The sequence below is a fragment of the Novosphingobium decolorationis genome (assembly GCF_018417475.1).
Taxonomy (GTDB): domain Bacteria; phylum Pseudomonadota; class Alphaproteobacteria; order Sphingomonadales; family Sphingomonadaceae; genus Novosphingobium; species Novosphingobium decolorationis.
In genome coordinates, this window is sequence record NZ_CP054856.1 from 2,558,216 (window position 1) to 2,570,693 (window position 12,478).

Here is a 12,478-nt window from a genome sequence, read left to right on the forward strand (position 1 = left end):
CTGCGCGTCTCAAGCGCTACTAGGGAATTTTTGACTTTGGGCGCCGCGCAAGGCCGCCGAATTACGTGTTTTTAATGAAAGGAAGTTGACCGCCATGCAGGAAGAAGAGGTCCTCGCCGAGTTCCGCGCCAGCAAGGCCCTGTTGGAAGGACATTTCCTTCTTTCCTCGGGCCGCCACAGCGCCCACTACCTGCAGTGCGCGCGCGTTCTGCAGAGCCCCGACCGCGCCGCACGCCTGGCCGTCGCGCTGGCCGCCACGTTCCCCCACGACGTGCGCAAGCAGATCCAGAAGGTCGTCTCGCCCGCGATGGGCGGGGTCATCATCGGCCAGGAAATGGGCCGTGCGCTCCAGGTCGATGCCATGTTCGTCGAGCGCCCGACCGGCACGTTCGAGCTGCGCCGCGGCTTCGAGCTCGATCCGGGCGACAAGGTGCTGATGGTCGAGGACGTGGTCACCACCGGCAAGTCCAGCCGCGAGGCGATCAAGGCGATCGAGGCCGCCGGCGGCACGGTCATTGCCGCAGCCGCCCTCGTCGACCGTTCGGCGGGCGCTGTGGACCTGGGCGTCCCGTTCTATCCGCTCGTCGCGCTCAGCTTCCCGACGTATGCCGAGGACGAGCTTCCGGCCGAGCTTGCCGCCACCCCCGCGATCAAGCCGGGCAGCCGCCAGCAGCCCTGAGCCACAGGCGCCCGGTAGCCCCGGGCGCCGTCCTCGCCGTTTGTCCTCCCGCAACGCAAAGGCCCGCCTCCCGTGTCCAGCGTCCTTAATCCCGCGCACCTGCGCCTTGGCGTGAACATCGATCACGTCGCCACCATCCGCAACGCGCGCGGCGGGCTCCATCCCGATCCGGCCCGTGCCGCGCAGATCGTGGCGCAGGCGGGCGGGGATGGCATCACCGTGCACCTGCGCGAGGATCGCCGCCACATCGTCGACGGTGACATCCAGCGCGTGCAGGACGCAACCGGCCTGCCCGTCAACCTGGAGATGGCCGCGACCCAGGAGATGCTGGAAATCGCGCTCAGGCATCGCCCGCACGCGGCCTGCATCGTGCCCGAGCGGCGCGAGGAGCGCACCACCGAGGGCGGGCTTGATGCTGCAGGCCTGCACAACCAGCTCGCCCCCATCGTCGGCCGGCTGACCGAGGCGGGCGTGCGCGTCAGCCTCTTCATCGGCCCCGAACCGCACCAGATCGCGGCGGCGATGAAGCTGGGCGCCCCGGTGGTGGAGCTGCACACCGGCGAATACGCCCACGCCACCGGCCCGGACGTGGCGACAGAGCTCAGGCGCATCGCCGACATGGCCGCGCTCGCCGCCAAGAACGGGATCGAGCCCCACGCCGGGCACGGCCTCACGTATGAGAACGTCCAGCCGATCGCGGCCATCCCCCAGATCGCCGAGCTCAACATCGGCCACTACCTCATCGGCGAGGCCATCTTTACCGGGCTCGAGGCCAGCATCGCAAAGATGCGCGCGCTGATGGACGAGGTCCGGTGAAACGTGAAGGTGCGGATTTTACGCGCCTCAAACGCCGCATCCGCCTTGTTTGCCTGGGTTTCGTCCCCATAGTCGCCTGCATCACGACGGCACTTGCCCTCTGGAGCGACTACCGCGCCGGACGGCCGTTCGAGCCGCACCCGATCTTTTCGGGGCTGGGGCTCATCGGCTGGGGCTTTGCCGTCTTCGTGCTCTCGGGCCCCGCGCTGACCGCGGCCGAGCGCATTCGTGCAGACTGGCGCAACAGGAGAAGGCGCAAGTGATCATCGGCCTGGGTTCGGACCTGTGCAACATCGAGCGCATCGCCAATTCGCTCGAACGGTACGGGGACCGCTTCCTCAATCGCGTCTTCACCGAGCAGGAGCGCGCCAAGGCCGCGCGGCGCCCACACACCGTCGCAGGCACGCTGGCCAAGCGTTTCGCGGCCAAGGAAGCCTATTCCAAGGCGGTCGGGACCGGCTTCAAGCAAGGTGTCTTCATGAAGGACATCGGCGTCGTCAACGCCCCGTCCGGCGCGCCCACGCTGGCGCTGTCGGGCGGCGCGAAGGAGCGGCTTGATGCGATGACCCCTGCAGGGCACGAAGCCGTGGTTCACCTCACGCTCACCGACGATCACCCATGGGCGCAGGCTTTCGTCGTCATCGAGGCGCGCCCGCTCGCCCCTTGCGCCGCTACCGAGTAGAGTTTCTTGTCCCAGACCATGCGCGAACCGTCCGCCCCCTCTTCCGAAAACTCCACATCCGCCAAGGCGAAGGGTAAGGGTAAGGGTAAGGGTAAGGAAAAGGTCAACTGGCTGCACGAAGTGCGCGGCCTCGCGCTGATGCTGCTGGGGGTGCTGGCGTTCCACTCGTTCGTCGCCAAGCCCTTCTACATTCCCTCGATCTCGATGATGCCGGGCCTGCTGGTGGGGGACCGCCTCGTCGTCTCCAAGTACGCCTATGGCTGGAACTGGTCCTCGATCAGCTTCCACGCCCTGCCGCGCAGCGACTGGCGGATCCTGGGTTCCACGCCCGAATACGGCGACATCGTCATCGTCGTGCCGGGCAACCGCAAGGAAGACCTCATCAAGCGCGTGGTCGCCCGCCCCGGCGACCGGATCGCGGTGATCGACGGGCGCATTCGCCTCAACGGCCGCTTCATCCCGCGCGAGGTCGTGCCCGCCACGCAGCTGGGCGCCGATCCCGCGCTCCAGTGCGACGGGCAGGAGGTGGGCCACTGCTACGACGGCTTCGAAGCCTTCCGCACCCGCCTGCCCTCGGGCCGCGAAGTCTACGAAATGCCGACCTACCGGGAAACCTTGCCCAACGGCGCGAGTTACAACGTCATCGATTACATGAACCAGCGCCTCGACAACTACCCGGAGACCCGCGTGCCCGAAGGCCACGTCTTCCTGATGGGCGACGACCGTGACCGCTCGTCCGACAGCCGTGCCCCGTTCGACGACTGGGCCGGGGTGCCCGGAGGCGGCCTCAACGGCCCGGTGCCGCTCTCCGACATTGGCGGGCGCGCCGAGTTCATCACGTTCTCGCTCGATGGCACCCAGACCTGGAACCCGCTGACCTGGTGGAGCGCGCTGCGCCCCGGCCGCGCCTTGACCAGCCTGCGCCCTGCCCTCGACGCGAGCAAGGCCGCGCAGTGAGCCTTGCTGCGGGGGAGCCCCCGCAGACCGCTCCGGGCGCCGAGGAACCTGCGGCGCCCTCCCCCGCCCCCGAGACGCCTTCGCGCGTGCGCCGCGTCGGCCCCACCGACATCGCCGATCCGCTGATCCGCACCGAGGCGCGCAAGGCCTTCGTGTGGATCGGCATGCTGCTGCTTTTCGCGCTGGCGATCTTCCTCTCGCAATCGCTGCTGGTCATCTTCGGGGGCATCGTGTTCGGCGCGCTGCTTGATGGCGGCGCGCGCCTGCTGGGCCGGGTGGTGCCGCTCGGGCGCACCTGGTGCGTGGCCATCGTGCTCGCCCTCGCTCTGATGGCGGTCATATGGATCGCGCGTTTTGCCGGGAGCCAGATCGCGGTCCAAGCCGCCGAACTTCCCGCCACGATCGAAGGGCAATACTACCTCGCGCTGGAATGGCTGCGCGGCCATGGTCTCAACGTCACGGCAGTGGACCTGCGGTCCATGGCGCGCGAGGCGATGGGCGGGATGAGCCAGGTCACGGCGGTGGTGGGCGGCCTCATCGGCGCGGTCACCACGCTCTTCCTGATCCTGGTCCTGGGCATCTACTTCGCGCTGGAGCCGCGCCTCTACCGCCGGGGTGTGGGCTGGTTCCTGCCGGTCGACCGGCGCGACCATTTCGAGGGCACCGCGCGCGCGATGGGGGCGGCGCTGCGCCGCCTGCTGTTCGGGCGCGTCATCGGCATGAGTGTGGAAGGCCTGTTCACCTGGGCCATGCTGGAGGCCTACAGCGTGCCGATGGCCGCGCTCCTGGGCATCATCACCGCGCTCCTCGCCTTCCTCCCCAACATCGGCGCGCCGATTTCGGGCGCGATCATGATCCTTGTCGGCTTTTCGGGCGGCATGGAGATGGGGCTCTACACGATGTTCGTGTACCTCATCGTCCACCTCATCGATGGCTACGTGATCGTGCCCATGATCGCGCGCAAGACGGTCGACCTGCCGCCCGCGCTGGTGCTCGCCGCCCAGCTCATTCTGGGCGTCCTGTTCGGTATCCTGGGCCTGGCCCTTGCCGACCCGCTGGTGGCCATGCTCAAGATCTGGCTGGAGCGCGAAGCCGCGCGCAACCGCGTGCTGCCCCCCGGCACGCAAGTCCCGCCCGAGGCCGACACCGATCCTGCAGGCGCGCTGCACGCGTAAGGCCCACTCTCTGCGGCGACGCTTGACCGATCCGGCCGAACCGGCAACAGGAGAGACCATGGCCCGCAAGTTCCTCTACGTCGTCGCCGTGTGCCTCGTGCTCTTCGTGGCCGCACGCCTCGCGCTCACCTTCTGGTCGGACGAGCTGACCGAGCTCACCTTCGTCCCCTCGGGCGAGTTCGAGACCCGGCCCGCCAAGCCCGAAGGCGACTGGGACGCGCCCGCGATGTGGGTTGCGCGGCCCGGCCTTCAGAACGATCCCGCGCAATGGCTGCCCGAAGGGGCGAGCACGGCACCTGTGGGCTCGGCCCGCGCGGCCATCTTCTTCGTGCATCCCACCAGCTACATGGAGAAGGCGCACTGGAACGCGCCGCTCGACGACGAGGACGCGAACAATCGCGCCGCGCTCTTCACGCAGACCATGGCCAGCGCCTTCACCGCCGCGGGCGATGTCTGGGCCCCGCGCTATCGTCAGGCCACGATCGGCGCCTTCTTCACCGCCCGGCCCGAAGCGCAGCAGGCGCTCGACCTTGCCTATGGCGACCTTGAGAGCGCCTTTGCCGTGTTCCTGCGCGAAAACCCGGAAGGGCCCATCGTCCTTGTCGGCCACAGCCAGGGCGCGCTCTTGCTGCGCCGCCTGCTGCGCGACCACGTGGCGGGCACGCCCGTCGCCGCGCGCGTGGCCGCAGCCTACCTGCCCGGCTGGCCGGTCTCGCTTGACCATGACCTGCCGAAGATGGGCCTGCCCCAGTGCACCAGCGACAACCAGGCGGGCTGCGTGCTTTCCTGGCTCTCGGTCGCCGACCCGGCCGACACCTCGGCACTGACGGCGGGCTACCTGCGCCAGACCGGGCTTGACGGGCAGAAGCTGGATGGCAGCCCGTTCCTGTGCACCAACCCGCTGATCGGCGCGCAGGACGGCGCGGCGGATGCGCGCGCCAACACCGGCACGCTGGTCCCCGACTTCGCCGAGAAGACCGGCACGCTGGCCCCGCAGGTCGTGCCCGCGGCCTGCGAGCTCGACAACTTCCTGCACATCGGCGCGCCGCCCAAGCTGGAGCTGGGCGATTACGTGCTGCCGGGCAATAACTACCACGTCTACGACATCCTCCTGTTCTGGGAGAACCTGCGCGCCGACGCCCGCAAGCGCCTGACCGCCTGGCTCGCCGCGCAAGACGAAGCGCCCGAGGAAAGCGCCCCCAAGGTGAAGGCCGTCGGCTGATGAGCACCGTCACCACCAGCGCGCTCGACTTTCGCGACGCCCTGCCCGATGCGGGCGCGCTCCTGGGCCTTGACCTCGGCACCCAGACCATCGGCACCGCCTTCTGCGATGCGGGCTGGCGCTTCGCCTCGCCCGGCAAGACCCTGAAGCGTGGCAAGTTCGGCGCCGACAAGGCCGCGCTCTCCGCCCTTGTCGCGGAGCGTTCGATTACCGGCATCGTCATCGGCCTGCCGCTCAACATGGATGGCTCGGAAGGCCCGCGCTCGCAGTCGAGCCGCGCCTACGCGCGCAACCTCGCCGCGCTGGGCCTGCCCATCCTGCTGTGGGACGAGCGCTGGTCGACCATGGGCGCCGAACGCGGCCTACTTGACCAGGACATGAGCCGCGCCAAGCGCAAGGAGCGCATCGACAGCGCAGCCGCCGCCGTCATCCTGCAGGGCGCCATCGACGGACTGGCCGGGGGCATGTTCTGAGCCGTCCCGGCGTCCCGCACATCGGATTTTAACGATTTCAGTTCCAAGCCCTGCAATGTTCCGGAAATTGACAGGAACGCGCCTCTAGGCGCCGCTGTCACGAAGACGGGGTTGCAAGATGGGTTTGGGCATACTCGCCGCCGCGGCCGTGGCGGTATCGGGCAGTGGCGGTGCGACCGCTATCGGCAGCGCGGCAGACAGGTCGGGCCTGGCCGATGTCGTCCTTGCCATCCACAACCAGGAACGCGCCGCCGTCGGTGCCCCACCGCTGCGCTGGAGCCCCGCCCTGGCCCGCGAGGCGCAAGGCTGGGCGCAGCGGCTCGCGGCCACCGGCACCTTCCGCCACGACACCTCCAACCGCGACACCGGCGAGAACCTGTGGATGGGTACGCGCGGCGCCTACAGCCTCGCGGACATGGTCGCAGGCTGGGCCCACGAGAAAACCGCGCTGAGCGCCCGGACCTCCTGGCAGGCCAACTTCCCGCGCGTGGGACACTACACGCAGATGATCTGGGCGCGCACGAGCGCGGTCGGCTGCGCCCTCGCCCAGAGCGCCCACCACGAATACCTCGTGTGCCGCTACGATCCGCCGGGCAACGTGTGGAACGAAAGCCCCTACACCACGGCGGAGCTGGCCTCGAACCGGCGTTTCGCCGCATCCGGCGCGCGCGAGTAGAAAGAAGAATATTTATCCGAGGGCCATCGCCCTCGGGCTCCCCGAACTGTCGAGGTTTCCTTCCGCGCGCCACGTAGCTTGTGAAAGGTGAGGTCGCCCATTTTGGGGTCAAGGGGCGATGGCCCCTTGAAAAGCTAATCCCTTGGCGCGCGCATCACCACGGTCAGCCCCGCATCGGCCTCGACCGCAGCGCCATTCTCGATCCCATGGCGTACCGCATCAGCGCGGGCCCGGACGAGGAGCGCTTCGGGGATACCCGGTTCACAGGCCAGCGTGTCGGCCTCACCGATGAGGCGGGCCTGGCGCAGGGTCAGGTCGTCGGGGTCAAGGCTGGTGAGCGCGATCTCGAACAGGCCGCGCGCCTGTTCCTGCACCGTGCCCGAGAGCCATTGCTCGACCTTGTCCGCGCTGTCCTCGCGCAAGGGGTCGAGCGGACCTCCTGCAGTCAACGCAGCATCGATGGCGCGGCGCCGGTCGGCCGCAGCGGGCCAGCGGCTGCGCAAGGCCCCGCGCGCATCGCGCAAGGCCCCCGCCAGTTGGCCGAGCGACTGCGGAAGCAGCGTTTCAAGGCGCAGGCGCAAGTGCTTGGCCAGCCCCGCCGAGGCCCCGCCGGTCCCGAAGGCCACGAGGACCGGCGTGCGGTCAAGGATCGAGGGCACCGTGAAATCGCAGAGCGAGGGCCGGTCGGTGACGTTGACGAGCAGGCCCGCCCCCCGCGCGCGGCGCGCATCGCGCGCGGCAAGCTCTTCCTCCTCGTGCGCGATGAAGACCAACCGCGCGCCGCGCAGCAGCCCTTCGCGAAAATCGTCGATCACAAGGCCGCCCGCCCGCTCGACCAGGCGGCGCTTGGCAAGAGCGGCCTCGCCGCGTCCGAGGACGAGGACGGGCCGGTCCCGGACGGCGTGGAAGAGCGGCAGATTGTCGATCATCGCCGCTCCTTACCAAGCCAGCGCGAGGGGCTCAATCAGACGAGGAAGTCCGGCACGCTCTCGGCCGCGAGGATCGTCTCGGGCTCGATCCGACCTGCAACCAGCGCCCAGGCATCGCCATCGACCATGACTTCGGGCACCAGCGCGCGGCTGTTGTAGGTGTTGGCCATCGTCGCGCCATAGGCGCCCGCGGTACGGAAGACGACGAGATCGCCCGCCTTGACCACGTCGACCTCGCGGTTCTTGGCAAAGGTGTCCGAGCTCTCGCAGATCGGACCCACGACATTGGCCGTGAAGGTCTCACCAGTCGGCTTGACCGCGGCAAAGTCGTGCCAGGCATCGTACATCGCCGGACGGGCAAGGTCGTTCATCGCCGCATCAACGACGATCCAGGGCGCGGAGGTCCCCTCCTTGACGCGGATCACCTCGGAGACGAGCACGCCCGCATTGCCCGAGATCACGCGGCCCGGCTCGAACATGACGGTCACGTCCCAGCCCTTCGTCACCTCGACCACCATCGCGCCGTAATCGGCGGGCGTGGGCAGGCTCTCGTTGCCCTTGTAGGGAACGCCGAGACCTCCGCCCAGGTCCATGTGGGTGACCGAAAGGCCCTGCGCGCGCAGCTCCTCCATCAGCGCGCCCATCTTCACGAAAGCCTGGCGCGAGGGTTCGAGGTCGCTGATCTGGCTGCCGATGTGGACGGCAAGCCCGCGCATGTTGAGGCCCTCGAGCGCGGAGAGGCGCGCGTAGATCCCGGCGGCGCGGTCATAGGAGACGCCAAACTTGTTCTCGGCCTTGCCGGTCGAGATCTTCTCGTGGGTGCGCGCATCGACGTCCGGATTGACGCGCAGCGCGCAGGTGGCCGTGGCGCCGAGTTCGGAGGCGATGGCCGCCAATTCGACGCCCTCTTCCTCGCTCTCGAGGTTGAACTGGCCGATCCCGGCCTTCACCGCGGCGGTCAGCTCGCGCTTCGACTTGCCCACGCCCGAGAAGACGATGTCTTCAGCCGGCATTCCGGCGGCCAGCGCGCGGTTCATCTCGCCTTCCGAGACCACGTCCGCGCCATAGCCTTCCTTCGACAGCAGGCGCAGCACGGCCAGGTTCGGGTTCGACTTCACCGCGAACGCGATGTGCACACTCGGCAGGCCCGAGAGCGCCTCGCGAAAGACGCGGGCGTGGCGCTCGAAGGTCGCGCGCGAGTAGACGTAGACGGGGGTGCCGACGTCGCGGGCGATGTCGGCGAGCGGCACCTGCTCGGCGCAAAGCTGGCCGTCGATCAGCTGAAAATGGTCCATGGGTGTCCTGTCGGAAAATTCGGTGTGGGCCCGCCACCGGGGCGGGCCGCTGCATGAGTGAGGCGTGGTTACTGCGGATCCACCGCGCGCTCGGGCGGGGGAAGATCGAAGGGATCGTCCTCGCGTTCCTCCGAGCGCGTGCGCAGCTCGACGCTGCGTTTGGGAATGGCGATGGTCGGGATGGTGAGCAGTTCGCGCGGCGCGGGTTTCTGCGCCCGCCCGTACGGCGCCGGAGGCAGGCTCGCGCCTTCCTTGACCGCAAGATCCGCGCGCTGGCCGCAGGCCGCCAGCGCCGCCAGGACCAGAAGAGCCGCTACGTTGCGCATTCCCGTGTCTCCTCGCCTGTCCTCAGGCCATGCCGAGCGCGGCGCGGGCCTCGGCCACGCGCGCGCGCACCTGGTCGGGCGCGGTGCCCCCGTGCGACATGCGCGCGGCAACCGACGCCTCGACCGAGAGCGCCTTGAATACGCGCTCGTCGATGCGGCTGTCGATCTCTTTCAGGTCTTCAAGCGGCAGCTGGTCGAGCGCGACGCCGCGGGCCTCGGCCAGCTTCACCGCCGCGCCCGTGATGTGGTGCGCCTCGCGGAAGGGAATGTCGCCCTCGCGCACCAGCCAGTCGGCAAGGTCGGTCGCGGTGGCAAAGCCCATCTCGGCGGCCTGGCGCATGCGCTCGGTCTTGAAGTCGCTGTCGGCGACCATGCCGGTCATCGCCGCGATCGAAAGCGCGAGCAGGCCGTGCGCCTCGAAGACGGGCGGCTTGTCGTCCTGCATGTCCTTGGAATAGGCGAGCGGAAGGCCCTTCATGGTCATCATCAGGCCGGTGAGGCAGCCCGCGATGCGGCCCGCGTGGCCGCGCACCAGCTCGGCGGCGTCCGGGTTCTTCTTCTGCGGCATGATCGAGCTGCCGGTCGAGAGCGAATCGGCCATGCGCACGAAGCCGAAGGGCTGGCTCGCCCAGATGATGAACTCTTCGGCGAGGCGCGAGAGGTGCAGCGAGCACTGCGCCGCGGCCATCAGGTAGTCGAGCGCGAAGTCGCGGTCCGAGACGGTGTCGAGGCTGTTCGCGGTCGGCCCATCAAAGCCCAGCGCCTTTGCGGTCATCGCGCGGTCGATGGGGAAGCCCGTGCCCGCGAGCGCCGCGGCGCCCAGCGGCGAGCGGTTCATGCGCACGCGGTTGTCGGCCAGACGCGAACGGTCGCGCGCGATCATCTCGTAATAGGCCATCAGGTGATGGCCCAGCGTCACGGGCTGCGCGGTCTGGAGGTGGGTAAAGCCGGGCATGATCGAGGCCGCGTGGGTTCCGGCCTGCGCCACGAGCGCCTTCTGCAGCGCCTCGAGCCCCGCGTCGACCTCGTCGATCGCCTCGCGCACCCAGAGCTTGAAGTCGGTCGCGACCTGGTCGTTGCGGCTGCGCGCGGTGTGGAGGCGCCCCGCGACCGGGCCGATCAGTTCGGCCAGACGCGATTCGGTGGTCATGTGGATGTCTTCGAGGTCCCAGTTCTCCGGAACGCCGTTCGCTTCGTACTCGGCGGCGACCTGGTCGAGACCCTCGGTGATCGCCTTGGCATCCTGCGCAGTCACGATGCCCTGCGTGCCCAGCATCGCGACGTGCGCCTTGCTTGCCGCGATGTCCTGACGCCACAGTGCCTTGTCGAAGGGAATCGACGCGTTTATCTCGCGCATGATCGCCGACGGTCCTTCCGCAAACCGTCCGCCCCACATCTGGTTGGAGCCCCCGCCCGTGCCATTGTCCAAATCGCTCACGTCGCTCGTCCTGTATTCGTTTGCCGGGTCCTGTGCCCTGCTGCTCGCGGGCTGCGATAGGCAAAGCGCACCCGACGCGCAACCAACAGCTTCGCAGGCTCCGGCAGGCGGGGGCGCCGAGGCGCCCACCGTGCCCACAGCGCAGGGCAAGCTGGACCGTTCGCACAAGGGCGAGCCGATGCCCGTGATTGCGCTCAGCGACCCCAGCGGCGAAAGCCTCGATCTGACTTCGCTCAAGGGCAAGCCGGTGCTGGTGAACCTGTGGGCAACCTGGTGCGCGCCGTGCGTGGAGGAACTGCCCACGCTCAACACCCTGATCGGGCGCGAGGACGACCTGGGCGTCACCGTCCTGCCCATCTCGCAGGACGCGGGCCAGAGCGGCAAGGTCGTCGAGATCCTGCGCCGCCGCAAGCTCGACAACATCGAGCCCTGGATCGACGAGCAAGCCGACCTCTCCTTCCAGTACGGCGGCAACCTGCCCGTCACGATCCTGTTCGACGCCAAGGGCAAGGAAGTGTGGCGCTGGACCGGCGGCAACGACTGGACCAGCGCGGAGGCCCTGAAGCTGATCGCCGAAGCGAAGTCGTAAGAAGACAAAGGCGAGACTCCGAGGGCCACCGCCCTCGGATATCCTCGTCTTCCAACACTTTAGCCCCCGCAGAAATAGACGCCCGAAATCCGGCGCCAAGGCGGCGGCCAAAGTGGTACAAGCGGGCCATGCTGTTCGATCTTCCCGATGACGCGGCGCTCTATGCCGCCCTGCTTGCCCGCGATGCGCGCTTCGACGGGCAGGCCTATGTCTGCGTTGCGACGACGGGCGTGTTCTGCCGCCTGACCTGTCCGGCGCGTAAGCCCAGGCCCGAGAACTGCACCTTTCGCCCCACCATCGGGGAGTGCATCGAGGCGGGTTTCCGGCCCTGCAAGCGCTGCCACCCGCTGGAAGCCGCCGCCAGGGCCGAGCCCGTGATCGAGACGCTGCTGGCCGCACTCGACCGCGCGCCCGCCCGCCGCTGGAGCGAGGGCGACATCGCCGCCATGGGGCTCGACGCCTCGACCGTGCGGCGCGCCTTCAAGCGCCATTTCGGGATGACCTTCCTGGAGATGGCCCGGCAGCGCCGGGTGCGCGAAGGCTTCACCACGCTCGCCGAGGGCGGCAACGTGATCGAGGCGCAGCTGGAGGCCAGCTTCGAATCCCCCAGCGCCTTTCGCGCCGCTTTCGCACGCCTCCTGGGCTGCGCTCCGGGCGAGCTCGTCCACGGCGAGGGGCTGCTGCGCGCCAGCTGGATCCCGACCCCGCTGGGCGACATGATCGCGGTCGCCTCCGCGCATCACCTGCACCTGCTCGAATTCGTCGACCGCAAGGGCCTGCCGGCCGAGCTGAAGAAGCTTCAGGCCGGAACCAACGCGCGGATCGGCATCGGCGCGCTCGGGCCCATCGAGCAGGCCAGCCAGGAGCTGTCCGCCTACTTCGCGGCGCAATCGGGCACCTTCGAGACCCCCATCGCCATGGCCGGAACGCCTTTCACCCGCCAGGTCTGGGAGGCGCTTCGCACGATCCCCCCCGGCGAGACCCGCAGCTACGGCGAACTTGCCCGCCAGATCGGGCGCCCCAGCGCGGTGCGCGCGGTCGCAAGGGCCAATGGCGCGAACCAGATCGCGCTGATGATCCCGTGCCACCGCGTGATCGGCGCGGACGGCTCACTCACCGGCTATGCAGGCGGCCTGTGGCGCAAGCAGCGCCTGATCGAGATCGAGCGCACGTTGCGCGAAAAGAGGACGGCCACCTCCCGCGACGAGGCCGCCTGACCTC

15 protein-coding genes are annotated in these 12,478 nt (G+C 68.9%); 11 read left to right on the plus strand and 4 right to left on the minus strand.

Annotation, left to right across the window (positions count from 1 at the left end; genetic code table 11):
- The first annotated feature begins 94 nt into the window (after positions 1-94).
- From pyrE to HT578_RS11970, 9 genes are all read left to right on the plus strand, one after another.
- On the plus strand, positions 95-679 hold the full coding sequence (gene pyrE / locus HT578_RS11930) for an orotate phosphoribosyltransferase (protein ID WP_213499664.1): 585 nt from the start codon (positions 95-97) through the stop codon (positions 677-679).
- 72 nt (positions 680-751) lie between these two features.
- Positions 752-1,495: a pyridoxine 5'-phosphate synthase gene (locus HT578_RS11935; RefSeq protein ID WP_213499666.1), complete on the plus strand. Its 744-nt coding sequence runs from the start codon at positions 752-754 to the stop codon at positions 1,493-1,495.
- Positions 1,492-1,758: a hypothetical protein gene (locus HT578_RS11940; RefSeq protein ID WP_039390190.1), complete on the plus strand. Its 267-nt coding sequence runs from the start codon at positions 1,492-1,494 to the stop codon at positions 1,756-1,758. Before HT578_RS11935 ends, HT578_RS11940 begins: the two co-directional genes overlap by 4 nt.
- Complete coding sequence (gene acpS, locus HT578_RS11945; protein WP_213499668.1) at positions 1,755-2,177, plus strand: holo-ACP synthase; 423 nt, start codon at positions 1,755-1,757, stop codon at positions 2,175-2,177. Before HT578_RS11940 ends, acpS begins: the two co-directional genes overlap by 4 nt.
- 18 nt (positions 2,178-2,195) lie before the next feature.
- The gene (gene lepB / locus HT578_RS11950) at positions 2,196-3,134 is read left to right on the plus strand and encodes a signal peptidase I (RefSeq protein WP_213504283.1); all 939 of its coding nucleotides are present in this window, start codon (positions 2,196-2,198) and stop codon (positions 3,132-3,134) included.
- The gene (locus HT578_RS11955; RefSeq protein ID WP_338422132.1) at positions 3,131-4,309 is read left to right on the plus strand and encodes an AI-2E family transporter; all 1,179 of its coding nucleotides are present in this window, start codon (positions 3,131-3,133) and stop codon (positions 4,307-4,309) included. The genes lepB and HT578_RS11955 overlap by 4 nt, the downstream gene beginning before the upstream one ends.
- A 58-nt stretch (positions 4,310-4,367) precedes the next feature.
- On the plus strand, positions 4,368-5,531 hold the full coding sequence (locus tag HT578_RS11960) for a DUF3089 domain-containing protein (protein WP_213499671.1): 1,164 nt from the start codon (positions 4,368-4,370) through the stop codon (positions 5,529-5,531).
- Positions 5,531-6,004, plus strand: coding sequence for a Holliday junction resolvase RuvX (gene ruvX, locus HT578_RS11965; protein WP_039390185.1), 474 nt, complete (start codon positions 5,531-5,533; stop codon positions 6,002-6,004). The genes HT578_RS11960 and ruvX overlap by 1 nt, the downstream gene beginning before the upstream one ends.
- Before the next feature lie 118 nt (positions 6,005-6,122).
- Complete coding sequence (locus HT578_RS11970; protein WP_213499672.1) at positions 6,123-6,680, plus strand: CAP domain-containing protein; 558 nt, start codon at positions 6,123-6,125, stop codon at positions 6,678-6,680.
- Between the two features lie 134 nt (positions 6,681-6,814).
- On the opposite strand, the gene HT578_RS11975 is transcribed toward HT578_RS11970, so the two are convergent.
- The 4 genes from HT578_RS11975 to argH form a co-directional block, all read right to left on the minus strand.
- Positions 6,815-7,609 (minus strand): precorrin-2 dehydrogenase/sirohydrochlorin ferrochelatase family protein, encoded by a 795-nt coding sequence (locus HT578_RS11975; RefSeq protein ID WP_213499674.1) that lies wholly within the window; start codon positions 7,607-7,609, stop codon positions 6,815-6,817.
- A 35-nt stretch (positions 7,610-7,644) separates the two neighbouring features.
- Complete coding sequence (gene lysA / locus HT578_RS11980) at positions 7,645-8,904, minus strand: diaminopimelate decarboxylase (protein ID WP_213499676.1); 1,260 nt, start codon at positions 8,902-8,904, stop codon at positions 7,645-7,647.
- A 68-nt stretch (positions 8,905-8,972) separates the two neighbouring features.
- Positions 8,973-9,230, minus strand: a complete 258-nt coding sequence (locus HT578_RS11985; protein WP_039390177.1) for a hypothetical protein — start codon at positions 9,228-9,230, stop codon at positions 8,973-8,975.
- A 22-nt stretch (positions 9,231-9,252) separates the two neighbouring features.
- Positions 9,253-10,626 carry an argininosuccinate lyase gene (gene argH / locus HT578_RS11990; protein ID WP_213504285.1) on the minus strand — a complete coding sequence of 458 codons (1,374 nt, stop codon included), beginning with the start codon at positions 10,624-10,626 and terminating at the stop codon, positions 9,253-9,255.
- Between the two features lie 172 nt (positions 10,627-10,798).
- Here argH and HT578_RS11995 point away from each other — a divergent pair, with 172 nt between their 5' ends.
- Together HT578_RS11995 and HT578_RS12000 are read left to right on the plus strand one after the other, a co-directional pair.
- The gene (locus HT578_RS11995) at positions 10,799-11,257 is read left to right on the plus strand and encodes a TlpA family protein disulfide reductase (RefSeq protein ID WP_338422133.1); all 459 of its coding nucleotides are present in this window, start codon (positions 10,799-10,801) and stop codon (positions 11,255-11,257) included.
- 128 nt (positions 11,258-11,385) lie between these two features.
- A complete protein-coding gene (locus HT578_RS12000) occupies positions 11,386-12,474 on the plus strand; it encodes a bifunctional transcriptional activator/DNA repair enzyme AdaA (protein ID WP_213499680.1) in 1,089 nt (362 codons plus the stop codon).
- Positions 12,475-12,478 lie beyond the last annotated feature (4 nt).

Excerpts from the sequence above, each read along its gene's own strand:
- argH (WP_213504285.1), bottom strand. The coding sequence starts at position 10,626 with ATGTGGGGCGGACGGTTTGCGGAAGGACCGTCGGCGATCATGCGCGAG.
- ruvX (WP_039390185.1), top strand. The coding sequence starts at position 5,531 with ATGAGCACCGTCACCACCAGCGCGCTCGACTTTCGCGACGCCCTGCCC.
- lepB (WP_213504283.1), top strand. The coding sequence starts at position 2,196 with ATGCGCGAACCGTCCGCCCCCTCTTCCGAAAACTCCACATCCGCCAAG.
- HT578_RS11960 (WP_213499671.1), top strand. The coding sequence starts at position 4,368 with ATGGCCCGCAAGTTCCTCTACGTCGTCGCCGTGTGCCTCGTGCTCTTC.
- pyrE (WP_213499664.1), top strand. The coding sequence starts at position 95 with ATGCAGGAAGAAGAGGTCCTCGCCGAGTTCCGCGCCAGCAAGGCCCTG.
- HT578_RS11970 (WP_213499672.1), top strand. The coding sequence starts at position 6,123 with ATGGGTTTGGGCATACTCGCCGCCGCGGCCGTGGCGGTATCGGGCAGT.
- HT578_RS12000 (WP_213499680.1), top strand. The coding sequence starts at position 11,386 with ATGCTGTTCGATCTTCCCGATGACGCGGCGCTCTATGCCGCCCTGCTT.
- HT578_RS11985 (WP_039390177.1), bottom strand. The coding sequence starts at position 9,230 with ATGCGCAACGTAGCGGCTCTTCTGGTCCTGGCGGCGCTGGCGGCCTGC.
- HT578_RS11975 (WP_213499674.1), bottom strand. The coding sequence starts at position 7,609 with ATGATCGACAATCTGCCGCTCTTCCACGCCGTCCGGGACCGGCCCGTC.
- lysA (WP_213499676.1), bottom strand. The coding sequence starts at position 8,904 with ATGGACCATTTTCAGCTGATCGACGGCCAGCTTTGCGCCGAGCAGGTG.